Below are 25,252 nucleotides of genomic sequence, written 5' to 3' on the forward strand. Positions count from 1 at the left end.
TCCGCGTCCGGGTAGGAAAGCCGGTCATGCCAGCCCCCACCGAGGGCATCACGCGCGATCGCGCAGGCGGCGTCAGCAGATCGGCTCAGGGATGAACACCGGCCTGGCAGTCGCCACCGGTGCGGCAGGCGACGGTCTCGACCTGGAGCGTGGCATGATGAATCGCGAAACGCGCCTGCAGCACGCCGTAAGCGCGCTCGATGACCGCATCGTGCTGGTCGGCAGAGACGATCACCAGATGCGCACTGAGTAGCGGGTCCTGCGGCGTGAGCCCCCAGACGTGCATATCATGTAGCCCCTCGACCCCCTCGACCGCCAGCAGCGCCTGCCGGATCTGATCCACGTCGAGGCCCTCCGGCGTCCCTTCGAGCAGGGTGTGGGTGGAGCGCCGCAGAATCGTCCAGGCCGCGCGCAGGATCAGCCCGGCGGCGAGCATCGAGAGCAGCGGGTCGATCGGCGTCCAGCCGGTGAGCAGAATCACCACCGAAGCCACGATCGCCGCTACCGAGCCGAGCAGATCACCCAGCACATGAAGCAGCGCCCCGCGCAGATTGAGGTTTTCCTGATCCCCCCCGTGGAGAATCTTGAATACCACCAGATTGACCACCAGCCCGAGCACGGCGATGGTCATCATCGGCCCGGCCAGCACCTCCACCGGCTGGGTAAAGCGCTGGATCGCCGCGATGAAGATCCACACCGCGATACCGAACAGGGTCAGCCCGTTGACGAAGGCGGCGAGCACCTGGAACCGCTGATAGCCAAAGGTACGCCGGGTATCCGGCGCGCGCCGGCCCATGGCGAAGGCGAACAGCGCCAGGCCGAGCGAGAAGCTGTCACTAAACATGTGCCCGGCATCGGCCAGCAGTGCCAGCGAACCGGAAATCCAGCCGCCCGCCACCTCCGCCAGCATGAAGCCCGCGGTCAGCAGCATCGCCCACTTGACCCGCTTGGCGCTGTCGGCCGTCACCTCGGGCGCATGGTCGTGATGATGGTGATGGCCACCATGATCGTGATGGTGAGAATCGTGATCGTGGGTATGGTCGTGATGAGCGGGCATGGTGCGCGTCCGTCTAGCGTGTCGCTATAGGGTAGCGCACGCCCCCTGCGCTATTGTATTACACCCCGGCCCGCCAGCAGCATCCGCATAGGGCCCCCCACGCGGGTCGCCTCAGCGCCAGGGGCGCTGGCGCCAGAGGTCCCAGCCGATGCCCACCGCGATACCGACCCCGATACCCCAGCCCCACTCGCCGCTGGCGAGCCATACCGCTATGCCGGCGACGATGCCGATGAGAGAGCCCTGCATATGACCTCCGTTGCGCTGAAAGGATCGACGCTTCCGCGACACGGAAAGCTAACGCATGATGCCATGGGTGGCGACGGGGAAGACAGCAACGGCCCAGGCATGAAGACACCTCGCACAGCGAAGCGACCTATCGCGAATGGCACCGCAAGCGCGCCCACGGCTCGCGCCAATAGCGAATATCGGAAAGAGGGAGTAAAAGAGAAGGTAGAAAAGCGTAGGTAGATGAACGTAAGTAGAAGAGCGTAATGGGAAAAAAGACGAGAAGCACTGGATAGGACCGATCGAGGACCTCACGCTTTCCTCCTCATCAGTGCTCACCCCGCAGTCCTTTGCGGTCTTGCCGCTTGGCTAAGTGAGCCCGCTCAGCATGAACCGTTAGCCGGCGGTAACCAAGGCAAATATGATAATCCACGCATCACTTTTGCTAATAGCAATACTTAAGTTCCCTTAATCATGGGGTTATACCCGAACATCCGTTCAATAACGCCGTGTCTTTTTTTGTATCTACGAAAAAGTCGCGAGAACATCGACTTGCTCTCCTTCCGAACACGCTCCGCGGAGCACAAGCAGCGGCAGTTGCCACCGGCGACTCGCACGAGATCGCGGAGACGGTAGCGGCTCAGGAGGGGGTATGAAGGGTGGCGGAAGAGGTTGGCGGAAGAGAGTGGGAGTCGAACCCACCAGGGACCGCTGGCAGCCCCTACAGGAGTTGAAGTCCTGGCGTCCCACCGGGGAACGATTCTCTTCCAGACGCGGTACTTATCCCGGCGCGGTACTTATCCCAGCGCGGTGCGTTTCCAGGCACGATCCTTTTCAAGCAGAACCCGGCCATCGGACGCGACTGACCGCGCAGGCGCGCGGTCAGGTGAACAGCATATCCTGTCGAATCACCTTGTGGCCATCGCCGATGCGTCGGGTGAAGCCAACGCGGTCGAAGAACTCGAGAATCGCCACCGCCAGCTTGCGCCCGCAGCCGACCCGATCGCGGAACGCCGCCGCGGTGACCCCCGCCGCCGAGTAGGCCGCGAGCTCACGCACCCAGTCGGCGAGCTGGACCACATGCGGCGTGAGAAAGAAGTGGTCGTGGCGCAGTTGGTAAACCTCGCCAAGCAGCGCCGTGCGTCGCAGCAGAGTGCGGATCTCCCCCTCATCCACGCCCAGTGTCATGGCGATATCGCGCACCCGCGGCGGTTCGAACGGCGTCTGCGCCAGCAAGGGCCGCACCGCCTGCCAGCGCGCGGCATCGGCCTCACCCAGCGTCGCCCGATGGTCGGCCAGGGCAATGAAGGGGCCGTGCTGGACGATCTCTCCCTCGGCCTTCCAGCGCTCCAGCAGCGGTCGAAACAGCGCCGGCGGCAGCGCCGGTGCACTCATCCGCCGCAGCCGGTCGATCTCCGCCCCGCGCATCGCCGGCTCCTCGGCGTGGACTTGGGCCAGCCGCGCCACCACCGCAGCGTAGCGCGCGGCCAGATCGTCGACGCGAAAGGCGTGGCGCGTGGCCGCGTCGGCGGCGACCACCACCCATCCGGCCTCGGTGGCCGCTTTGTCGAGAACCGCCGCGGGCAGGTCGAGATTGGCCGCCAGGGCCACCAGATCGACACTGTGACCGCTGGCGAGACGTGGCCACAGTGCTGCCAGTTGCACTTCACCGTCCGCTCCCGGGAGCATCGCCCTCAGTGCCTGCAGCCAGGCCAGGCGCGCCGGCTGGCGCGCACCGCGCCGCGGTGGCGCCACGTCGAGCACGCGCGCGCCGGCCAGGGTGCGACTGGCGCCATGGTCGCGCACGATCACCGCATCGCCGTGGGCCGCGTGCAGCGGCGCTGACAGCACCAGCTGCGCCAGCATGGTCTGGCCCGGGGTCAGCGTCTCACCCTCCAGCAGCGAGACATGGCCGGTGACGTGGGCGCTGAGATGGTGCAGATGCACCGGCGTCCAGTGCTTGAGCGGTTCGGCTTCCGGCAGCAGTGCGAGAGTGACGTCGAGCCGCTGACGTCCCTCGATCCTGGAGTCCGCGGCGACCACCCAGTCACCGCGAGCCAGCGTGCCGCGCTCGACCTCGCTGCCGCTCAGATTGAGCGCGCAGCGCTCGCCGCGCCGGGCCAACCCGACCTCGCGATTCTGTGCCCGCAACGCGCGTACCCGCGCGCTGGCCCCGCCCGGCAGCAGGCGCACGCTATCGCCCTGGCGCACCTCACCGCTGCGGATAGTGCCGGTGACCACCACCCCCGCGCCCTGCTTGACGAAGGCGCGGTCCACCGCCAGCCGAAAACCGCCGCCTGCACGACGCGCTGTCTGCGTTCGCGCCGCGGACCACAGGGCAGCGCCCAGCGCTGCCTGGCCCGCGCCGGACAGATTGGAGACGGCAAACAGTGGCGCGCCGGCGAAGCGCGTCTGCGCCAGCCAGGCGGTGATCTCTACACGCACCTGCTGCACCCGGGCGGCGTCCACGCGGTCGCACTTGGTCAGCGCGACCCAGGCGCGCTCGACCCCGAGCAGCTCCAGAATGCGCAGATGCTCGACGCTCTGCGGCATGATGCCGTCGTCTGCCGCCACTACCAGCAGCATGGCGTCGATGCCCGCAGCACCAGCGAGCATGTTGGCAATGAAGCGCTCGTGGCCGGGCACGTCGATGAAGCCCAGCACCGCCCCCTCGCTCCCCGGTGGCGGCGTGGGATAGGCGTACCCCGGCTCGATGGTCAGACCGCGCGTCTGCTCCTCCTTCAAGCGATCGGTGGCGATGCCGGTGAGCCCACGAATCAGCGCGGTCTTGCCGTGGTCTACGTGCCCCGCGGTGCCGACGATCATGCTGTTTCCCAGCACGCCGGCAGCGTCGCCAGCTGCGCCAGGAACGCCTGCTCGTCGGCGGGCTCGGCGAGACAGCGCAGATCGAGCCATAGCGCACCCTCGTGGGTGCGCCCGATCACCGGCCGCGGTAGTGCGCGCAGGGCTCGCTCGAGGCGGGCCAGATCGCGCCCGCGCGGCGCGCGCAACACCAGTGCCCGACTCTCCAGGCGATCTATCGGCAGCGAACCGCTGCCGAGCTGGCTGCGGCAGGCAGCACTCTCCACCGAGGCAATGCCGGCGAGCGCCGCCTGCAGCGGTGTCAGCAGGCGCTCGACTTGCTGGGCAATCTCCTCTTCCGCGCGGGTCAACAGCCGCAGCGTGGGCAGCTCGCGTGTCGGCGAATCGCTATCGCGATAGACACGTAGCGTAGCCTCGAGGGCGGCCAGGGTGAGTTTGTCGCAGCGCAGCGCGCGTTTGAGCGGGTGACGCTTGAGACGCTCGACCAGCTCACGCCGGCCGACCACGATCCCCGCCTGCGGGCCGCCCAGCAGCTTGTCGCCGCTGAAGGTGACCAGATCGGCCCCGGCGGCGATCGCCTCCGACGGCTGCGCCTCGTGGGGCAGCCCCAGGGCGCGGAAGTCGGTCAGCGCACCGCTGCCCAGATCGATCATGAAGGGAATACCGTGGGCGTGAGCGATCGCCGCCAGCTCCGCCTCCGGCACGCAGCTGGTGAAGCCCGCGATGGCGTAGTTGGAGGTGTGCGCCTTGACGATCAGGCCGCTCTGTTCACCCAGCGCCTGACGAAAGTCGCGCGCATGGGTGCGGTTAGTGGCGCCCACCTCGACCAGCCGGCAGCCCGCGGCGGTCATCACATCGGGCATGCGGAAAGCGCCGCCGATCTCGATCATCTCGCCGCGCGAGATGATCGCCTCGCGGCCCGCTCCCAGAGCGCTCAACGCCAGCAGCACGGCGGCCGCGTTATTGTTGACCACCGTCGCCGCCTCGGCCCCGGTGAGTTCGACCAGCAGCGCCTCGACCAGGCGGTCGCGGTCGCCACGCCGCCCGCCTTCGAGATCGTACTCCAGCGCCGCCGGATGGCGTGCTGCCTCGACCATTGCCGCGATCGCCGCTTCGGCCAACGGCGATCGCCCCAGGTTGGTGTGGATCACCGTCCCGGTGAGATTGAACACCGCACGCAGGTTGGGCCGGGTCAGCCGCGCGAGACGCTCGCGGACCGCATCGACCAGCGCCTGCTCGTCGAGGGTGGTCGGCGCGTCCGGCGCCGCCAGCCGGCGACGCCACTCGGTGAGCGTGTCGCGGATGGCTCGGGTGAGCGCGCGCTCACCATACTGCAAACGGGCAGGCTGTAGCGCGGCATGAGTCAACAGGGTATCGACGGCAGGCAGGTGACGACGCAGGTCGGTGCTCGCGGAGAGATCTCGGACATGGACGGCTCGACAGATCGAAGGATGGCCGGGACGACACCGGGCGTGCCCCGATTTAATCGTCGTCGCCACGCCAGCACAAGAGACCCGGCGCCGCACGGCCCGGGTCGAATGGACACCCGCGGCCGGATATCCCGCAGCGGCGTGCGAGAGTGGCCGCGAACGTCGACACGTCGGCGCCACTGGCCACCGCGAGTTGGCCTCAGCCGGCGTCGGGCGATCCCAGCACCAGCAGCGGATTGAAGGCTCGACGCGCCAGTTCACGGTCGGCGATCAGCATGTCCAGGGCCAGGCTGGCAAGATCGTCAGCGACCGGGTCGGCAGCGGCCTCCCACTCCTTCTGCACCACCTTGAGATAGCTCGCGCAGTGATCGCAGGTCTCCGCCTGTACCGGCAGCACGCGCTGCCCGGCGTCGTCCTCGAGCCCGCAATAGTCGAGCGTCCGGCTATCGCCGCACTCGACGCAGCGCGCACGCTCGGCGTACCACTCGGTGGCGCACAGCCCGCAGTGCAGGTAGCGCACCCGCGAGCGGGCCATGCCGATCTGGATCACGCTGGCCACCGCCGGCGCACCGCAGCAGGGGCACAGCGCGCGCATGGCCTCGGCAGGGCGCCCCGGCAGCTTTGCCAGGGTGCGCGCCTGACGCGTCCATGCCACCTGCAGCGCAGCACCCACCAGCGGCGCCAGCGCGGTCTGCTCGGGGTCGAGCGACTCACCACCGAGCAGGCTAGGCACCAGCGCCTCGCGGGCCGCGGCCGACGCACCGCGCAGGGCCTCGAACCAGTCGCGCTGCGCCGCCGGCACCTCGCCGTCTAGCTCGGCGATCAACGCGTCGAGATCCTCGCGCCAGCTCATGTCGCGCCACAGGCCGTCGATCGCCAGCGGCGGCACGCCGTGGGCGATCGCTATGTCGGCACTCGCGGTCACGCTCGCACGGGGCTGCTGCAGCACCCGGTGCTGGGCGGCGACCACCTGCGCCATGAAGCGCAGGTAATCGGCCATCGCCGGCACGCGTTCGGCCAGCCGCTGCAGGCGCTCGGCACGTTCGGCGAACAGTTTGCGGCCCGGCAGCACCACCATTGGCGGCGCCCCCGGTGAAGGGGGCGCCTGACCGAAGGCGTGGCCAGGGTCACTGCCCGGAGGACGTTCAGGGTTGCTGCTCACGGCGCTGCTTCTCCTCCTGTTCGCGGGCCCAGAGGCCATGATGGTGGCGAGCCCAGGCGCGGGTCACCCAGCCCTGGGTCATCGAGCGGATCGAGCCCTTGACCCAGAGCGCGGCGTAGACGTGGACCACGATGGTGACGATGGCGACGAACGCCGCCACCGCGTGGACCAGACTTGCCAGCCGGATCAGCGGGATCGGGAAGAAGCCGGCGAACCATGGCCGCCACATGATCACGCCGCTGACCAATAGCGCCGCGATCGACACCACCAGCGCCCAGAACACCAGCTTCTGACCGGGGTTGTACTTGCCGATCGGCGGCAGCTTGTCGTCGCGGTTGTCGAGCACGTCGCCGATCTGGCGCATCCACTGCACGTCGTTCTCACCCAGCAGGTTACGGCTGACGTGGCGGACCGCCATGGCCACGAACAGCAGCACCAGCACCAGGCCGAGGAAGGGGTGCAGGATACGCGCCCACACCGGCCCGCCGAGGCTGTGGCTGAGGAAGAAGAATGCCGGGTGGAAGAACGCCAGACCCGACAGCGCCAGCAGCAAGAACGCGATCACCATGGTCCAGTGGTTGGCGCGATCGAGCGGCGAGTAGCGCACGAGACGATCCTGGGAGCGCTTCATCGGTCACCTCCATGCGGGCGGTCTTCCGCGTCGTCGCGCCGCCGCGTGGCGTCGTAGCCGCGCGTGGTCGGGTCATCGTCGGCGCTCTCCTCCGGCTCCTCCTTCGGTCCCTTGGTCACGTAGTGGATCACCCCGGCGAAGGCGGTGATGCCGATGATCGCCGCCATGATCGGCTTGGTCACCCCCTTCCAGGCGCCGACCAACGGCGAGATACGCGGGTCCTTGGGCAGGCCGCTGTAGCGGTTGGGGTCGTTGGCGTGATGCAGCACGTACATCACATGGGTGCCGCCGACCCCGGCCGGGTCGTAGATGCCGGCATCGCGGAAGCCCAGCGCCTTGAGATCGCCGACCCGCTTGGCGGCGCGGTCGAGCATATCCGCCTTGGTGCCGAACTCGATGCAGTTGGTCGGGCAGGTCTTGACGCAGGCCGGCTCCATGCCGGCGTTGACCCGATCCGAGCACAGCGTGCACTTGTAGGACTTGCTGTCCTTCGGCGAGATGCGCGGAATATCGAACGGGCAGCCGGTGATGCAGTAGCCGCAGCCGATACAGTGGTTGGAGTCGAAGTCGACGATCCCGTTGGCGTACTGCACGATCGCGCCGGGCGCCGGGCACGCCGCGAGGCAGCCCGGCTCGGCACAGTGCATGCAGCCGTCCTTGCGAATCAGCCACTCGAGATTGCCATCGGCCGTCTCGTGTTCGCTGAAGCGCATCACCGTCCACGACTCGGCGGTAAGGTCGGTGGGGTTATCGTAGGTGCCGTGACACTCCCCCACCTCGTCGCGCAGGTCGTTCCACTCCATGCACGCCACTTGGCACGCCTTGCAGCCGATGCACTTGGAGACATCGATCAGCTTGGCCACTTCCTCGACGTGGCTGCGTGCCTGCGGCGGCGGGGTCGTGGTGGCAGAGCGGGCAATGATGTTTTGCGAATTGATCATGGCGAGCTCCCTAAGCCTTCTCGACGCGAACGGTGAACGACTTGTACTCCGGCGTCTGGGTATTGGCATCACCGACGAACGGCGTCAGGGCGTTGACCAGATAGCCCTTCTTGGCCACGCCGGTGAAGCCCCAGTGCAGCGGAATGCCCACGTGGTGCACCTGGCGGTCGCCGATCGTCATCGGCCTGAGCCGCTTGGTCACCACCGCCACCGCCTTGATGAAGCCGCGCTTGGAGGAGACCTTGACCCAGTCCCCCGCGGCCACGCCGATCTCCTCGGCCAGTTTCTCGCCGATCTCGACGAACTGCTGCGGCTGAACGATGGCGTTGAGCCGAGCGGCTTGGTCCAGTAGTGGAAGTGCTCGGTCAGGCGGTAGGTCGTCGCCGCGTGCGGGTACTCCTCCGGTGTGCCCAGGGCCGCGCGATCCTCGTCGAAGATGCGTGCCGCCGCCGGGTTGTTGCGCCTTGGGCTTGCCCGGGTGCAACAGGTTCTGTGGTACCGGCGACTCGAACGGCTCGTAGTGCTCGGGGAACGGGCCGTCGACCATGCTCTGTCCGGCGAACAGGTGTCCCACCCCTTCCGGCTGCATGATGAACGGCATCTGCCCTTCGGACGGCGCCGAGGTCGGCGGGAAGTCGGGCACGTCGGCACCGATCCAGCGCCCCTGCTCCGCGCTCCACCACACGAACGCCTTGTTGGCGCCCCACGCCGCCGCCCCTGCACGTCGGCACTGGCGCGGTTGTAGAGCACACGCCGGTTGGCCGGCCAGGCCCAGGCCCAGCCCAGGGTGTTGCCGGTGCCATAGGGGTCAGCGTTGTCACGCCGCGCCATCTGATTGCCCGCTTCGGTCCAGCAGCCGGTGAAGATCCAGCAGCCGGCGCTGGTCTTGCCATCGGCGGTCAGCTCACCGAAACCGGAGAGCTGCTCGCCAGCACGGCGCACCACCTGCCCCTGGGCGTCGGTCAGATCCTCCAGCGCATAGCCGTTGAACTCGCGCGCGAGTTCTTCCGACTTCGGCTCGTGGGGGATCTTGTAGTCCCAGGTCAGGTTGAGGATCGGCTCGGGGAAGACCCCACCCTCCGTCTGGTAGAGCTGCTTCAGCCTGAGGAAAAGTTCGCCCATGATGCGCGTGTCGGGGCGCGACTCGCCCGGCGGCGGCGCAGCGGCCCAGTGCCACTGCAGCCAGCGCGCGCTGTTGACGATCGAGCCGTCGTCCTCGGCGAAACAGCAGGTCGGCAGCCGGAACACCTCGGTGTCGATCTGGCTGGGGTCGACGTCGTTGTACTCTCGCCGTAGGATTTCCAGAACTCGCTGGTCTCGGTGTTGAGCGGGTCCATCACCACCAGATACTTCAGCGACGATAGCGCGCGGGTGACCTTGGCCCGGTCGGGGAACGAGGCAAGCGGGTTGAAACCCTGGCAGAAGTAGCCAGTCAACTCGCCCTTGGACATGCGCTCGAAGGTATCGAGGATGTCGTAGAGCGGCCGTTCGAGCTTGGGCAGCCAGTCGAAGCACCAGTCGTTGTCGGCGCTCGCGGCCTGGCCGTACCACGCCTTCATCAGGCTGACGTGGAACTTCTCGTAGTTCTTCCAGTAGGAGACCTGCCCCGCCACCGTGGGCTGCTTGGTGCGCTTGTCGATATAGGCGCGATACGCCTGCTCCTTGGCGTTGGCCAGGGTCATGTAGCCCGGCAGCAGCTGCGACAGCAGCCCCAGATCGGTCAGCCCCTGGATGTTGGAGTGCCCACGTAGCGCGTTGACCCCACCCCCTGGCATACCCATGTTGCCCAGCAGCAGCTGGACCATGGCTGCGGCGCGGATGATCTGCGAACCGATCGAGTGCTGCGTCCAGCCCAGCGCGTAGAGGATGGTCATGGTCTTATCGGGCACCGCCATCGCCGCGATCTTCTTCCAGATGCGCTGGATGTCGACCACCGGGATGCCGCTGATGCTCGAGACCATCTCGGGGGTGTAGCGCGCATAGTGCCCGCGCAGCAGCTGGTAGACGCAGCGCGGGTCGCTGAGCGAGTCGTCGCGGCGCACGAAGCCGTCGTCACCCTTCTCGTACATCCACGACTGCTTGTCGTAGCTGCGCGTGGCCTCGTCATAGCCCGAGAACAGGCCCTCCTCGAAGCCATAGCCGTCACGCACGATCAGCGCCGCGTCGGTATAGTTCAGCACGTACTCGCGCTGGATCTGGTCGGTCTCGATCAGATAGCTGATCAGCCCGCCAAGGAAAGCGATATCGCTACCGGTACGGATAAAGGCACGATCCTGCGCCACCGCACTGGTACGGGTGAAGCGCGGGTCGATCGTGATCAACTCGGCCTTGTTGTGCTCGATGGCTTCGGTGACCCAGCGGAAGCCCACGGGGTGCGCTTCGGCAGAGTTGCCGCCCATCGACAGAATCAGATTGGCATTGCGGATGTCGACCCAGTGATTGGTCATGGCACCGCGACCGAATGTTGGGGCAAGACCTGCCACCGTCGGTCCGTGTCAGACGCGTGCCTGGTTGTCGAACGCCACCATGCCCAGCGTACGCACCACCTTGTGGGTGATGTAGCCGGCTTCGTTGGAGGAGCCGGACGCCGCCAGGAACCCCGTCGTCGTCCAGTGGTTGACCGTCTGCCCTTGGGCGTTGCGCTGCACGAAGTTGGCGTCGCGGTCATCCTTCATGTGCCGAGCGATGCGCCCGAGCGCCTCGTCCCAACTGATCCGTTTCCACTCGTCGCTGCCGGCCTCACGCACCTGCGGGTAGGCCAGACGGCCATCGCTGTGGACGAAGTCCAGAAGCCCAGCGCCCTTGGGGCACAGCGAGCCGCGGGAGACCGGATGATCCGGGTCGCCCTCGATGTGGAAGACGTTCTGTTCGACGTTCTTCGCCCCATCACCCTTGCTGTAGATCAGAATGCCGCAGCCCACCGAGCAGTAGGTGCAGGTGTTGCGGGTCTCCTTGGCGTGGGTCAGCTTGAACTGCCGGATCGAGGCTTCGGCGGGTTCCGGGGCGAACCCCATCACCGCCAGGCTCGACGTCGCCAGCCCCGCCCCGCCCAGTTTGAAAAACTGGCGCCGCGTGACGTTAATTGCCATGTGCCATCCTCATCGGATTGTGTCGTTACCACCGCCCTGGCGGTCCTCCCAGGGGTGCCTGCCGCGTCGATCAACACGCCCGGCGATACGGCGCTTTTGAACAGCGCCTTAAGTCAACTTTATAGCAGGCTCGGGGCCAGGCGTCTCCTCTGTGCGACGAAAAGCCCAGGACAGACGCCGACGCCCGCGTGAGCGGGCGTCGGCATGCCAAGCGCGTGTAGCAAACGGCCAGGAAAGGGGTCGGCGAGCTGGCTGGCGTCAGCCACCGCTCGGGGCAGGCTGAGCCGGCTTGGCCTTGGCCAGCAGGAACAGCACCACGGTGATCACCGCGCCCACGATGTCGCTGGCCAGCCCCGGGAAGATCAGCGCCAGCGCACCGACTGCGGCCAGTATCCGCCAGAAGGGATTGAGCGGCCGGCGCAGGTAGCCCTCCACCGCCACCGCCAGCAGCAGCACCCCGATCACCCCGGTGACGATCACCCATAGCGTGTTCCACAGGGTGGCGTCGATCATCAGCATGCTGTGCGCGAACACGAACATGTAGGGCACCACGAAGCCGGCAATGGCGAGCTTCATCGCCTGGAAGCCGGTGGCATTGGGCGAGCCGCCGCTGATGCCAGCCCCGGCATAGGCGGCCAGCGCCACCGGCGGCGTCAGGTTGGCGAACAGCCCGAAGTAGAACACGAACATGTGGGCAACGAAGATCGCGGTGTCGTTGCTGCTCCCGGCCAACTCACGGAACAGCGGCAGGTTGAGCAGGATCGGCGCCGCCATGGTGCTGGTGATGATATAGGTGGGAATGCTCGGCAGCCCCATGCCAAGCACGATCGAGGCGATCATGGTCAGCACCAGGGTGACCAGCAGTTGGATCATCGGGATCGGAATCTGCTGTCCCAGCGTGACCACCGCGTCGGCGGCGTCCAGGGCGATACCGGTCAGCGTAGCGATGCCCACGATGATCCCCACCGCACCGCACGCCACGGCCACCGGAATGGCGTTGCGCACGCCATCGGCCATGGCATCGCGGCAGTCGGCGACATCCATCTTCTCGGCCACCATGCCGAGCTTGGCACGCAGGGCGTTGATCGCCACCGGCACCAGAATTACCAGGAACAGCGTCCAGCGGCTGGCCGGGAAGTTGGGCAGCGGGTTGCCGACGAACAGCGCGCGCAGCTGCGGCTCCAGGATCAACAGCACCAGGATCAGGCCGAGCCCCAGGGTGACCCGACGGGTTCCGCAGATCAGCACGGTGGCGGCGATCGACCAGAAGGCGGCGAAGAACGGCGCGCGGCCGTCGAACAGCAGCCACAGCAGCACCGCCATCGGCACCAGCAGATGGCCGCGCTTGAGCATCACCGTCTTCAGCGGTGTCAGCTGGTCGCGCGGAATGCCTTCGAGACCGTTGCGCATGGCGCGCAGATGGACCTGGAACAGCACCCCGAGATAGTAGAGCAGGGCCGGAATGATGCCGGCCAGGATCACCTGGGTGTAGGGCACCGAGAGTACCTCGGCCATGATGAAAGCCGCCGCGCCCATGATCGGTGGCAGGATCTGGCCGCCGACGCTGGCAGCCGCTTCCACCGCCCCGGCGAAGTTGGGCTTGTAGCCGGTCTTCTTCATCAGCGGGATGGTGAAGGCGCCGGTAGTGACCACGTTGGCGATCGCCGAACCGTTGATCGAGCCGAGAAAGCCGCTGGCGATCACCGCGACCTTGGCCGGGCCGCCGCGGGTGTGCCCGGCGATCGCCAGTGCCAGGTCGTTGAACAGCTGGCCCAGCCCGGACTTGCCGAGGAAGGCACCGAACAGAATGAACAGGATGATATAGCTCGCAGAGACCCCGATCGCGGTCCCCAGCAACCCCTCGGTGATGAACACCAGATGCGAGGCGATCTGGCGACAGGTGGCGAGGATGATGTTCTCGTTGAGCACCGGGTAGAACGACACTTGGCGTAGAAGCCGTAGAGCAGGAACAGCGTGGCCAGGATGGTCAGCCCCCAGCCGGTGACCCGCCGAGTGGCGTCGAGCACCAGCAGGATCGCCACGAAGCCGACGATCATGTCGGTCTGATTGATGCGCCCGGCGGAAGCGATCACCCGGTCCGAGACCACCAGCATGTAGACCCCGATGGCGAACGCCACCAGCGCCAGCGCCGCATCGCCCCAGGGCACCCGGTCACGCGCGCCGCGTCGCGTCAGCGGATAGAGAATGAAGGCCAGAGCCAACAGGGTATAGAGGTGGATACTGCGTTGGGCCACGTCCACCAGCGGCCCAGAGAACGACGTGTAGAGGTGGAACAGCGCCAGCAGCACGCTGATCACGGTGACGAACTGGACCACCACCAGCGGCAGCCGGTCGCGCACCAGACTCTCACGATCGAACTTCTCCAGCGCCTCCTTGACCGACGGATCCTCGGGCCCATCGGCGGAAAGCACCACTTTTTGTTCTGACATACTCGATTCCCTAGGGCTGGTTGAGCCAGGGCACCCACGGCCTCAGCAGCGCCGGGAGCACCTGCCACACAGGCGCTTTTACCACAGAAAAGGTCAGGATGGGGGGCGGGTCATGGCGCGACAGCGGAATCACATGGCCGGCAAAGATCATCCGGTAGTGCTCCGCGACCGCCGCCTGGATCGCCAGCGGGTCGACCACCCGGTCGATGCCGGTCATCACCACCCAGCCATCGGCGAGATGGGTCTCCTTGCCCGCATGGGCGGGCACGCCGGCGCCGAAGGTCTTGAAGCGGGTCCCGGTGATTTCGATCGCCCCACCGGCAGTGATGCGGTACCACTCTTCCCAATCCTCCTTCTCGACCGAGTGCATCCAGCGAATCTTGAAGGTGGTACCGGCCCAGCCGGGCAGGGCCAGGCGCCACTCGGCGCCCTGCTTGACCGCCAGCCAGGGGAGTGGATACACGACGGTGGCGATCCCGAGCAGGATCGCCACCGTCATTACTAGGCACCAGCACCAGCGCCGGCGGGTCATCCCCCGAGCGCTGACGTCACGCCGCACGCGGCATCATCAGGACTGCGGTTCCTTGTCCTGGGCGTTATCGCTACCCGTCACATCGCTGGGCGAACTCTCGCCGCCCGTCGCCTGGGTGTCATCGGCGGGCGTCTCCGCGCTCTGCTGCTTGGCAGCGTCGGCACCGTCACCCGACTGCGCGGTAAGGGTGGCGTAGTAGGCTTCGGCACCCGGATGCAGCGGCACCACCAGATTCTGGTTCATGCTGGCGGGATCGAACTGCTTGAGCGCACCGACGGAGACGTTGCCCGACTCGAGATAGTCGTGGAAGCGCTTGGTCAGATCCTCGGCGACGTCGTTGCGCATGTCGCTGCCGACGATCATCACGTTGCGGATCGCCACGGTATCGACCGCACTTCCCAGGTCATAGCGCTCGGGAGCGCCGGCCGGGATCTCGTAGTTCTCGTAGTACGGATACTTCTCCAGCAGCTTGCTGGCGACGTCGCCGCTCACCGGCACGAAGGTGATGTCGGTGCTCTGCATCAGCCCGGTGATGCTGGAGTTGGGCACGCCGGAGGTGAAGAAGGCGGCGTCGATGTTGCCATTGCTCATGCCGGTGACGCTGTCGGCATAGCCGGTGTGGCTGACCTGGGCCAGATCGTCGTAGCTAAGACCGGCCGATTCGAGCACCTTGGCCGCGCTCTGCTCGACCCCGGAGCCGACCTTGCCGACGCCGACACGCTTGCCCTTGAGATCGGCGATGCTGTGGATGCCGCTGTCCGCGGTCGCCACCACCTGCACCACGTTGGGGTACATGCCCGCCAGCGCCTTGATGTCGGCCGGGTTACCGTCGAACTGGTTCTGGCCCTTGATCGCGTCATAAGCGACGTCGCTCATGACGATGGCGACCTGGTTGAGGCCATCGGTGATGTTGTTGATGTTCTGCACCGAGGCGCCGGTGGAGACCACCTGAACGTTGCCGACCAGATCACTGGCTTCGAACACGCTCTTGAGCGCGCCGCCGATCGGATAGTAACTGCCGCCGGTACCACCGGTGCCGAAGATCAGATTGACCGGCTGTGTCTGCTCTGCCGAAGCGGTGTCGCTGGCGGAGGACTGGCTAGTGCTGCCGTTCTCGCCCTGGGCGGGGGTCGACTCGCTCTGCTGCGAGGACGACGATGTCTGGCTCTCGCTGCTCGCCTTGTCGTCTGCGTCATCGCCGCAGCCCGCCAGCAGCGCACCGGAAAGACCCAGTGCGGCAAACAGCATCCCTGTACGTAGCCTCATGGTATACCCCGTCTGTTGAGTGTGATCGCATCGCGTCCGCGCGTGGCGCCGTCACTGGCCCAGGCGCAGCGTTCATCCATGACCCGCGGGCCATGATTCATGCTTCAGGCTCGGTGGCCTCGGCCCTGCGCGACAGGCCCCAAGAGTAAGCAAGGCCCGCCCGCGATACCATGCCGGGCCCGGAGACTCCGACCAAAGTCTAAGACTATCGTGTCTCTCCCACCGCCAGCACTCGGCGCACCACCCGCCCGATGGTGAGCCCCTGGGAGACGATCGATACCAGCACGATCAGATAGGTGACATTGAGCACCACGTCACGCGCTTCACTGGGCGGCAGCGACAGCGCCAGTGCCACCGAGATGCCACCACGCAGGCCACCCCAGGCGAGCACCGGGATCGAGCCACGCCGGAAATGGGTGTGCGCCAGCGTCACCGGCACCGCCACCACCAACCAGCGTACCGCCAGCAGCAGCAGGATCAGCGGCACCGCGACCCATAGGTAGTCGACCCGGAACGGCAGCGCCAGCAGCTCGAGCCCGATGATCACGAATAGCAGCGCATTGAGCATTTCGTCGATCAGCTCCCAGAAATCGTTGAGATGCTGGCGCGTCTGCGGCGACATCGCATGGGTCCAGGCGTGGTTGCCCACCACCAGCCCGGCGACGACCATAGCGATCGGGCCGGAGACGTGCAGATGCGTGGCCAGGGTATAGCCACCGAGCACCATCGCCAGTGACAGCAGCACCTCGACCTGATACTGGTCGACCCGCTTCATCAGCGCGTGCACGCCATAGCCGAGCAGCAGGCCGAACAGCGCGCCGCCGCCGGCCTCCTCGGCGAACAGCCAGATCGCATGCCAGCCGAACAGCGACTCACCGCTCTCAGCCGCCGCCAGCAGCAGTGTGAACAGCACCACCGCCACGCCATCGTTGAACAGCGATTCGCCGACGATGCGCACCTCCATGTCCACCGGCGCGCCGGCACCGCGCATGATCCCCAGCACCGCCACCGGGTCGGTGGGCGAGATCAGCGCGCCGAACACCAGACACCAGGGCAGTGCCACCGGCACGCCCAGGGCGGCCAGCAGCCAGTGGGAGGCGACCCCGATCAGCAGCGTGCTGGCGAGCACCCCCAGGGTCGCCAGCACGCCGATCGAGACCCAGTAGTCGCGCAGCTTGGCGACATCGACGTGGAGCGCGCCGGCGAAGAGCAGGAACGACAGCATGCCGTTCATCAGCAGACTGTCGAAGTCGAGCGCCTCGACCCAGCCCCGTGCCAGCGACGCGGGGGCCTCCCAGCCCAGCGCTGCCAGCCCCTGCATCGCCAGCGACAGCAGCAGCGCGCTCAGCATCACACCGATGGTGGCCGGCAGCCGGATATAGCGTTCGTTGAACCAGGCGAGCCCGGCGGTCACGGTCAGAATGATCGCGGCGAGTTCGAGCACGAGGGCCTCCTAGCCATGCGTGAAGTGCCATACGTAAATAGCCATGCGTGAAGTGCCATACGTAAATAGCCATGTGTGAAAGGTGACACCCGCGACGTAAACGGGCCCGCCGAAGCGGGCCCGTGGCTGCGTCACAGGTTAAGAGCGCCGAACGCCGCAGGCTCAGAGAGGCGGCGGCGCGCAGCGCCTCGGCGCGGTCGGTCTTCTCCCACGGGAAGGCGGTGAAGGTCTCGGTCTGGCGCTCACCGTTGACGTCGGTCCAGGTGTAGCTGGTCTCGAACGGCTCGCGCCCGAAGTGGCCATAGGCCGCGGTGAGGCGATACATCGGGTGCAGCAGGTCGAGCATACGGGTGATCGCGTAGGGGCGCAGATCGAAGTGCTCGCGCACCAGCTCGATGATCTTGGCCTCGGCGATCTTGCCGGTACCGAAGGTATTGATCGACACCGAGGTCGGCTCGGCCACGCCGATGGCGTAGGAGACCTGGATCTCGCACTTGTCGGCGAGACCCGCGGCGACCACGTTCTTGGCCACGTAACGCCCGGCATAGGCGGCGCTGCGGTCGACCTTGGAGGGGTCCTTGCCGGAGAAGGCACCGCCGCCATGGCGCGCCATGCCGCCATAGGTGTCGACGATGATCTTGCGCCCGGTCAGGCCGCAGTCGCCTACCGGACCGCCGATCACGAACTTGCCGGTGGGGTTGATGTGGAAACGGGTACCGGCGTGGATCCAGGCTTCCGGGAGCACGTCGCGGATGATCAGCTCCTCCACCGCCTTGCGCAGCTCCTCCTGGGAGATCTCCGGATCGTGCTGGGTCGACAGCACCACCGCATCGACGCCATTGGGCTTGCCGTCATCACCATAGGTGAAGGTGATCTGGCTCTTGGCGTCCGGGCGCAGCCAGCTCAGGGTACCGTTCTTGCGCAGCTCGGCCTGACGCTCCACCAGCCGGTGCGAGTAGTGGATCGGCGCCGGCATGTAGGAGTCGGTCTCGTTGGTGGCATAGCCGAACATCAGCCCCTGATCGCCGGCGCCCTGGTCTTCCGGCTTGCTGCGGTCGACGCCCTGGGCGATATCCACGCTCTGCTTGCCGATCAGGTTGATCACGCCGCAGGTCTCGCCGTCGAAACCGACATCGGAGGAGGTGTAGCCGATATCCAGGATCACCCGCCGCACCAACTCTTCCAGGTCGACCCAGGCGGTGGTGGATATCTCGCCGGCGACGATCGCCACGCCGGTCTTGACCAGCGTCTCGCACGCCACACGCGCCTGCTTGTCACGGGCGATGATGGCGTCGAGCACGGCGTCCGATATCTGGTCGGCGATCTTGTCGGGGTGGCCTTCAGAGACGGATTCGGAGGTAAATAGAGAGTATTCGCTCATGCGTACGGTGATCCCTTCGTTCTCGGGTTGCGGCTCGCGGGCAAGGCCGCCTGACAACACAGCGGCGTCGTCGCTCGAATGAACGGATGGAAACGACGCACGGCATCCCCGCCCCGGCCGCGCCGGGAGAGGATCGAATGTTTGCACACAGAATAGCGACGCCCTGGGGATAAGCCAAGCGCGCGCCTTGGGGCAAGGCGGTCATGACGCCGGCACTGAGCCAGCGCTGCAGCGCTCGTCAGCTCATCCGCCGGCATCAAGGTCGTGGCCGACGCCATGCACCCGGGCCACCAGTGCGCGGATGCCGCGCTCGGGGTCGTCGCGCTGCCAGGCGTTGCGCCCGAAGATCACCCCGCGGGCACCGCCCTCGAGCGCCTGATCAGTGAAGCGCGCCAGTGCCGCATCGTCCCCCATCGCCGCACCGCCCAGGATCAGCACGGGTACCGGGCAGCTCTCGGCCAGCAGACGCATGTCGGCGACCTCGCCAGTGAACTGCGCCTTGACCAGATCCGCCCCCAGCTCGGCGGCGATCCGCGCCACCCGCGCGATCCGCTCGGGGTCGAGACGGCCACCTTCGCGCTCGCCCCACACCACCGCCTCGACGATCAGCGGCAGTCCCAGCGCCTCGCAGCGGCGTGCGGTCTGCGCCACCCGGGCCAGATTGTCGGCCTCCCGCGATGGATCGGCGTAGCCCGAGATCAGGCACATCACCACCGCCTCGGCGCCCAGCGCCTGAGCCTCCTCGGGGGTCGCGAGCAGGCGCTGGTGCTCCTCGCCGGCGAGGGTGAAGTCGCCCACGCAGGGGTAGTCGATGCGCACTACCGCCGCCGGCGCCTCACGGCAGGCGAACAGCGCCGCGTTCTGCTTGAGCAGCCCCGGCGACAGTAGCACCGCATCAGGGCCGGCCGCCGTGATCGCCGCACACACGCCGTAGGCATCCCGGGCGTGATCCACCGGCCCCGCCAGCAGAGTGCGATCGAAGGCGACCATGCAGCTGCGCCCGCTGGCGCGACGGAACAGGCGGCCACAGCGCAACTGGGTAGCGCTCATCGTCGAGTTCATCCCTGGCCTCCTCTCTCCGTCTCGGTCTCTGTCTCCGTCTGCGATACGGCATCAGCAGAGTCAGCGGCATCAGACGGGCCCAGGTCCACGCCGTGATAGTCGCGTGCGATGGCGTGGACTCTGGCGATCTCCGTCTCACGCTTTGCCGCCGACCAGCCCAGCGCCGCGCCGCAGTGTGTCGCCACCTCTGCCACCACCGCGGGCGTCAGCCGCGCTGAGAGCGCGATGGGCAGGCGCCGGAACAGCACGTCACCGAGCTGTTCGACACGCTCGCAGCGGCATACGAAATCGATCTCCCCCACTCGGTAGTCGGGCAGCGAGGCCAGCGGCTGCTGGCCCTCGGCGGTGGCCTCGCAGTGCGCCGCCACCGCTTCGCCACGGCTGCCGTAACGCTCGAGCAGCACGATCGCCCGGCGTCGGTCGCCGCCGCAGGCCGCCGCCACCCGGCTCAGCCAGACATCGCGGGCGGCCTCGTCATGCGGGTAATCGTGGCCGCCGCCGATCGCTAGTTGCTCGGTGCTCAAGTCGCGCCGGCGCCCAGCCGTGCCAGCACGTCGTCGGCCACCTCGGCGGCAAAGCCGCGGAAGGTGGTCCACTTGCCGCCCACCAGCGAGAGCAGCGGCGCCTCGCCGAGCCGATCCTCGCGCACGGCGTGATCGCGGCTGATCTGGCCAGGGTCGTCGGCGTCGCTACGCGGCAGCGGGCGGACACCGCTGTAGCGGTAGCGCACCCGCTCGGCACCGATATCCAGATCCGGAAACAGATAGCGCACCGCCTCCAGCATGTAGTCGCGCTCGTCGTCGTCGCACACCGCCTGGTCGGGGTCGTCGCAGCGGATATCGGTCGCCCCTACCAGCACGTGCTGCATGAACGGATAGATCAGGCAGATCCGCCCGTCGGGGTACCGAAGTAGATCATGCGACCATCGAGCTGATGCCGGATCTCGGGCACATCGACGATCAGGTGACCACCCTTGGTGCCGCCGATATAGGCCGTCTCGCGCCCCAGCAGCCGGTTGATCTCGTCGATCCAGGCGCCGCCGGCGTTGATCACGATCCGCGGGCGCACCTCGAAGGCCTCACCCGTGGCATCGCTGAAGTGCAGGGTGACGCCCTCGGTACCGCCCTGCCCCGCCTGCTGGCCGGCCACGGGCTCGGGGGCCGCGGAGCCCAGAGTCACGGAGTCCAGGGTCGTGTAGTTGAGTGCCAATGCCCCGCGGTGGGCGCGGCAGCCGTCGTCGATCAGCTCGAAGCCGAGCCGCTCGGCCTGGGTGATCGCCGCGTCGTAGTAGGTGTGCAGCGCCTTGACGTCGTTACGCACGTCCGGCAGCGACTCGCGCACCCGGCGCCCGAAGAGCACCGAATGGCGCGGCATGCTGCGAAAATGGCGCCCGAAGAAGTCGTAGAGGGTGAGCCCCACTTCGCTGATCAGCACACCGCGGTCGTCGATCCTGGCCGGACGCCGTAGGAAGCGCTTGAGCGAGGGCCAGATACCGCCGAACCAGCTGTGGGTCGGCATCGCCGTGCGCAACGGATGGACCACATGCGGGGCATTGCGCAGCAGCAGATTGCGCTCGCGGGTCGACTGCGCCACCAGCCGGAACTCGCCGGTCTCCAGATACTTGAGCCCGCCGTGGATCAGACGCGACGGCGCGGCGCTGGCACCGGCACAGAAGTCCTGCTTGTCGACGATCAGCACATCGACGCCCTGCAACGCCAGATCGCGGAACAGCCCGGCACCGTTGATGCCGGCGCCGATGATCAGCACCTCGACGTTGGGGTCGTTCGCCAGGCGCTCCCGCGTGGCCTGACGAGGGGGCGACGTATCGCCATCATGGACATTCATGGGCGCTCTCCCGGATCGGGTAAAGAAGTATGAGCAGCGGAACTATCGGCGACAGACGTCTGGGGAGTGGAAGTCTGGACTGCGGCGGTCTGTGAGGCACCGGCCGAGGCCTCGCTATCGAGCATCCCCCACAGCGGGCGCAGGCATTCGACCAGACGCTGATAGCGCTCGAAACGCACCTGGCACGCCTGCTGGCGCTGCGGGTCGGGGCGGTAGCACTGCTGCGGCTCGCACAGCGCCGCCGCCGCAGCGATCGAGGGAAACACCTCGGCGCCGACGCCGGCACAGATCGCCGCGCCCCAGGCGGCAGCTTCCTGGGTTCGCGCAGTCTCGATCTCGCGCCCCAGGGTATCGGCGAACAGCTGCGCCAGACGCGGCGAGTGACTGCCGCCGCCGGTGATCCGCGTGCGCCGGATCGCAAAGCGCGAAGCCAGCGCATCCACGTGCACGCGGTGGTTGCAGACCACGCCTTCGAGGATCGCGCGCAGTACATGACCGCGCTGGTGCCACCCCTGAAGCCCGAACAGGCCGGCACTGGCCGGCTCCGCATAGGGCGAGCCGTACAGAAACGGGTGATAGACCAGCCGCGAGTCGCTGGCGAAGGCCGCCTCCAGGGCATCCTCCATATCGGCCAGAAAGGCCGCCGTGCCGCCATCCCCGGGGCGCCCCCACTGGCGGTGGAACCACTCGAGATTGCTCGACGAGGCCGGCGAGATCGCCATGTTGAGCCACTGCCCCGGCCGCAGGCCGTTGCGTGTGGCCCAGCGCGCATCGGGACGCGGCACGTCGGAGAACACCTCGTTGATACTGAAGGTGCCGGCGGCAATGGTCAGGCTGTCGCTGTCGACGTTGCCCAGCCCCAGCGCGCTGGCGGTGACATCGTGCAGCCCGGCGGCCACCGGGGTGCCGGCGACCAGGCCGGTCGCGCGCGCCGCCGCCGCGGTGACCCGGCCGACGATCTCTTCCGGCATACGGATCGGCGGCAGCGCCTCGGTGACCGGCTCGATGCCGAGCAGCGCAAGCCCCTCGCGGCTGTAGCGCTGGGTCTGCACATCGGTATAGCCGCTGCTCGCCTCGGTGAAATCGGTGGCGATCTCGCCGCACAGCTTGAAACGCAGCCAGTCCTTGCAGGTCAGCACGTGGCCGAGGGCAGCGAAGCGTTCAGGCTGCTCGGCGCGCATCCACGCCAGCAGCGCCACCGGCGAGAACGCGAACGGCACCTGGCCGAGACGCGCCAGCGCCTGCTCTTGCACGCCTTCTTGGCACCAGCGCTCGACCACCCCGGCGGCGCGACTGTCGAGGGAGGTGATGCCCTTGCCCAGCGCCTGGCCGTGGCGGTCGATGGGGTAGAGACCATCGCCGTGGGCGGTCACGCCGACCGCGAGAATCTCGCTGGCGCTGACATCGGCCTGCACCAGCGCATCACGGATGGCCGCCGCCGCACCGGCCCAGACCGTCTCCATGTCGCGCTCGACCCAGTGCGCCTGGGGATGTTCCAGCGGGCAGGATTGCCGACCCACCCCCACGACGTCACCGGCGAGATCGAAGATCACCGCCTTGGTCGAGCTCGAACCGCCGTCGAGCCCCATCAGATAGCCTTGCGCCACGCCTGCCTCCTGACTCTGTAGAGACGCGATGAGCGCCGGCCGACGATCGACCGACTCCCGCATTTCTAACATCGAATTGTGACGAAGCAGCGTTAGACGATGGTGTTATTCCATACGCCAGTATTGATTAAATTCTTTATTTTCATATAATTAAAAACATGACCGAAGGCGGCACCGACCGCTAGACCAAAGTCATGGAACCCAAAATCACGTCAAAATGTTATGAATGGGCGTAGATTTCCAGGAACGACTTCAAGAAACGACTTCCAGAGCCCCCTGCCCGTTCATTCATCCGGGAGAGCCGCATGCCAAGTCCCGCCCCTAGTACTGACGCGCGTAGCGCCACCCCGCTGCCCGACACCATGCACGCCGTGGTCTGCCACGGGCCGGGCGATTACCGGCTCGAGCGCGTGGCCACGCCGCGCCCGGGGCCACGGGAGCTGGTCCTCAAGATTCACGCCTGCGGCATCTGCGGCAGCGACCTCAAGTGCCGCGACGGCGCCGCCATGTACTGGGGCGACGGCGAGCGTTTCGCCGCCTTCGTCAAGCCGCCGATGATCGTCGGCCATGAATTCGCCGGCGAGATCGTGGCCCTCGGTGAGGGCGCGGCCGAACACTTCGGCGGCGTGACGCTGGGCCAGCGCGTGGTGCCGGAGCAGATCATTCCCTGCCGCCAGTGCTTCTACTGCCAGCGCGGTCACTACTGGATGTGCGAGGTGCACCATATCTTCGGCTTCCAGGGCGGCGTCGCCGATGGCGGCATGGCCGAGTATCTGCGCGTGCCCGAGAATGCCGTGCTGCACCCGGTGGATCCGCGGCTGTCAGTGGAAGATGCAGCCTTTCTGGAACCCCTCGCCTGCGGCATCCATGCGGTGAACCGCGCCGAGATCCAGTTCGACGATACCGTAGTGATCGCCGGCGGCGGCCCGATCGGCCTAGCCATGGTCCAGCTCGCCCGGCTCAAGACGCCCAAGCGGCTGATCCTGGTCGACACCCATGACGACCGCCTCGAGCTGGCCCAGGAGTACGGCGCCGAGCACGTCTTCAACCCGCACCGCGACGACATCGCCGGCGAGGTGCGCGCCCTCACCAACGGCTATGGCTGCGACGTCTACATCGACGCCACCGGCTCGCCCAGCGGGGTGATCCAGGGGCTGGAGGCGCTGCGCAAGCTGGGGCGATTCGTCGAATTCAGCGTGTTCAAGGAGCCGACCCAGGTCGACTGGTCGACCATCGGCGACCGCAAGGAGCTCGACATTCGCGGCTCGCCCACCTCTCCCCCACACCTATCCGGTGGCGATCGACCTGCTCGCTCGCGGCCTGGTGACCACCCAGGGCATCGTCACCCACCGCGTGCCGCTCAGTGATTTCGAACGCGGCTTCGAGATCGCCGCTCAGCGCGACTCGATCAAGGTGGTGCTGACCCAGGATGCCTGACACCCCTAAACGCCAGCGGGACGCCGCCACCCGCCGTCAGGCGCTGCTCGACTACGTGGTCCAGGCCGGCGCGGCGCAGGTCGACGAGCTGGCCACGCACTTCGGCGTCAGCCGCATGACGGTACACCGCGATCTCGATGCCCTCGCCGCCCAGGGCATGGTCAACAAGCAGCACGGCGGCGTCACCACCCGCGCCTCCAGCGTCTTCGAGAGCAACTTCGCCCTGCGCGCCCAGCTCGCCGCCGGCGAGAAACGCGCCCTGGCCCGCGCCGCGCTGCAGGAGATCGCCGCCGGCGAGGCACTGATTCTCGACGACTCCACCACCTGTGCCGCGCTCGCCTCGCTGCTGCCGGAGCGCGCACCGCTGACCGTAATCACCAACGGCCTGGAGAGCATCGAGCGGCTCAAGGCGGCCAGCGATATCCGCCTGATCACCCTCGGCGGCGACTACCAGCCGCGCTTCAACGCCACCTTCGGCCTGCTCTGCGAACAGACCCTGGCCAGCCTGCGCGCCAATGTCGCGGTGCTCTCCGCCTCGGCGATCCTCGGCACCACCGCCTACGTGCAGGACCCGGCGGTGACCCAGATCAAACGCGCCCAGATGGCCGCCGCCGAGCGCCGCATCCTGCTGGTGCACAGCGCCAAGTTCGGCCACAGCGCGCTGCACCGGCTCGCCGACCTCAGCGAATTCGACCTGGTGCTGATCGACGCAGGGCTCGCGCCACCCCAACGCGAGGCGCTGGACGACGCAGGAATTCGCTATCGCCTGATTCGACGCTAAGCCGCCAGCCACTCCACCACAACGAACTCGCCGCGGGGGACACCCGCGGCGAGAGGAGGTCACGACTGGCGGCCAGGCCGCCGGATAGT

General features: G+C 67.3%; 20 protein-coding genes, 1 tRNA gene and 1 pseudogene. 2 read left to right on the forward strand and 20 right to left on the reverse strand.

Annotated features, from left to right (window positions below):
• Positions 1-85: 85 nt before the first annotated feature.
• The 20 genes and pseudogenes from CN538_RS03790 to CN538_RS03865 form a co-directional block, all read right to left on the reverse strand.
• Positions 86-1,057 (reverse strand): cation diffusion facilitator family transporter, encoded by a 972-nt coding sequence (locus tag CN538_RS03790; protein WP_106418608.1) that lies wholly within the window; start codon positions 1,055-1,057, stop codon positions 86-88.
• A 111-nt stretch (positions 1,058-1,168) separates the two neighbouring features.
• Positions 1,169-1,303 (reverse strand): hypothetical protein, encoded by a 135-nt coding sequence (locus tag CN538_RS24050; RefSeq protein WP_277985093.1) that lies wholly within the window; start codon positions 1,301-1,303, stop codon positions 1,169-1,171.
• A gap of 652 nt (positions 1,304-1,955) precedes the next feature.
• A tRNA-Sec gene (locus tag CN538_RS20210) sits at positions 1,956-2,051 on the reverse strand.
• 113 nt (positions 2,052-2,164) lie between these two features.
• Entirely contained in the window at positions 2,165-4,108 is a 1,944-nt protein-coding gene (selB, locus tag CN538_RS03795; protein WP_106418609.1) for a selenocysteine-specific translation elongation factor, read from the reverse strand.
• Complete coding sequence (selA, locus tag CN538_RS03800) at positions 4,105-5,592, reverse strand: L-seryl-tRNA(Sec) selenium transferase (RefSeq protein WP_340638314.1); 1,488 nt, start codon at positions 5,590-5,592, stop codon at positions 4,105-4,107. Before selA ends, selB begins: the two co-directional genes overlap by 4 nt.
• Positions 5,593-5,734: 142 nt before the next feature.
• The gene (fdhE, locus tag CN538_RS03805) at positions 5,735-6,697 is read right to left on the reverse strand and encodes a formate dehydrogenase accessory protein FdhE (RefSeq protein ID WP_207233614.1); all 963 of its coding nucleotides are present in this window, start codon (positions 6,695-6,697) and stop codon (positions 5,735-5,737) included.
• Positions 6,681-7,328 (reverse strand): formate dehydrogenase subunit gamma, encoded by a 648-nt coding sequence (locus CN538_RS03810; RefSeq protein WP_106418611.1) that lies wholly within the window; start codon positions 7,326-7,328, stop codon positions 6,681-6,683. The genes fdhE and CN538_RS03810 overlap by 17 nt, the downstream gene beginning before the upstream one ends.
• A complete protein-coding gene (fdxH, locus tag CN538_RS03815) occupies positions 7,325-8,269 on the reverse strand; it encodes a formate dehydrogenase subunit beta (protein ID WP_106418612.1) in 945 nt (314 codons plus the stop codon). Before fdxH ends, CN538_RS03810 begins: the two co-directional genes overlap by 4 nt.
• A 10-nt stretch (positions 8,270-8,279) precedes the next feature.
• Positions 8,280-8,954, reverse strand: coding sequence for a molybdopterin dinucleotide binding domain-containing protein (locus tag CN538_RS26650; RefSeq protein WP_129591289.1), 675 nt, complete (start codon positions 8,952-8,954; stop codon positions 8,280-8,282).
• 412 nt (positions 8,955-9,366) lie between these two features.
• Entirely contained in the window at positions 9,367-11,358 is a 1,992-nt protein-coding gene (gene fdnG / locus CN538_RS26655) for a formate dehydrogenase-N subunit alpha (RefSeq protein ID WP_479725161.1), read from the reverse strand.
• A 258-nt stretch (positions 11,359-11,616) separates the two neighbouring features.
• Positions 11,617-13,287: a TRAP transporter permease gene (locus CN538_RS03830; protein WP_242495546.1), complete on the reverse strand. Its 1,671-nt coding sequence runs from the start codon at positions 13,285-13,287 to the stop codon at positions 11,617-11,619.
• A 531-nt stretch (positions 13,288-13,818) separates the two neighbouring features.
• On the reverse strand, positions 13,819-14,367 hold the full coding sequence (locus tag CN538_RS03835) for a DUF1850 domain-containing protein (protein WP_242495547.1): 549 nt from the start codon (positions 14,365-14,367) through the stop codon (positions 13,819-13,821).
• 9 nt (positions 14,368-14,376) lie between these two features.
• Complete coding sequence (locus CN538_RS03840) at positions 14,377-15,606, reverse strand: TAXI family TRAP transporter solute-binding subunit (RefSeq protein ID WP_106418614.1); 1,230 nt, start codon at positions 15,604-15,606, stop codon at positions 14,377-14,379.
• A gap of 205 nt (positions 15,607-15,811) precedes the next feature.
• Entirely contained in the window at positions 15,812-17,050 is a 1,239-nt protein-coding gene (locus CN538_RS03845; RefSeq protein WP_106418615.1) for a cation:proton antiporter domain-containing protein, read from the reverse strand.
• 163 nt (positions 17,051-17,213) lie between these two features.
• Positions 17,214-18,431 (reverse strand): annotated as a pseudogene (gene metK, locus CN538_RS03850) (methionine adenosyltransferase); the annotation flags it as partial.
• A 243-nt stretch (positions 18,432-18,674) separates the two neighbouring features.
• Positions 18,675-19,493, reverse strand: coding sequence for a class I fructose-bisphosphate aldolase (locus CN538_RS03855; protein WP_106418616.1), 819 nt, complete (start codon positions 19,491-19,493; stop codon positions 18,675-18,677).
• A complete protein-coding gene (locus tag CN538_RS20730; RefSeq protein ID WP_207233615.1) occupies positions 19,490-20,017 on the reverse strand; it encodes a glycerol-3-phosphate dehydrogenase C-terminal domain-containing protein in 528 nt (175 codons plus the stop codon). Before CN538_RS20730 ends, CN538_RS03855 begins: the two co-directional genes overlap by 4 nt.
• Positions 20,014-20,361 (reverse strand): FAD-dependent oxidoreductase, encoded by a 348-nt coding sequence (locus CN538_RS24060; protein ID WP_207233616.1) that lies wholly within the window; start codon positions 20,359-20,361, stop codon positions 20,014-20,016. Before CN538_RS24060 ends, CN538_RS20730 begins: the two co-directional genes overlap by 4 nt.
• An 11-nt stretch (positions 20,362-20,372) precedes the next feature.
• Positions 20,373-21,338, reverse strand: coding sequence for an FAD-dependent oxidoreductase (locus CN538_RS20740; RefSeq protein ID WP_207233617.1), 966 nt, complete (start codon positions 21,336-21,338; stop codon positions 20,373-20,375).
• A complete protein-coding gene (locus CN538_RS03865) occupies positions 21,335-22,945 on the reverse strand; it encodes an FGGY-family carbohydrate kinase (protein ID WP_207233618.1) in 1,611 nt (536 codons plus the stop codon). Before CN538_RS03865 ends, CN538_RS20740 begins: the two co-directional genes overlap by 4 nt.
• 305 nt (positions 22,946-23,250) lie before the next feature.
• Between CN538_RS03865 and CN538_RS03870 the strand changes: the two genes are divergently transcribed.
• Positions 23,251-24,312 carry an alcohol dehydrogenase catalytic domain-containing protein gene (locus CN538_RS03870; protein WP_242495549.1) on the forward strand — a complete coding sequence of 354 codons (1,062 nt, stop codon included), beginning with the start codon at positions 23,251-23,253 and terminating at the stop codon, positions 24,310-24,312.
• Between the two features lie 62 nt (positions 24,313-24,374).
• Positions 24,375-25,163: a DeoR/GlpR family DNA-binding transcription regulator gene (locus CN538_RS03875; protein WP_106418618.1), complete on the forward strand. Its 789-nt coding sequence runs from the start codon at positions 24,375-24,377 to the stop codon at positions 25,161-25,163.
• The last annotated feature ends 89 nt before the right edge of the window (positions 25,164-25,252 follow it).

It is taken from the genome of Salinicola tamaricis, assembly GCF_003006155.1.
In the GTDB taxonomy this organism is placed as follows: Bacteria; Pseudomonadota; Gammaproteobacteria; order Pseudomonadales; family Halomonadaceae; genus Salinicola; species Salinicola tamaricis.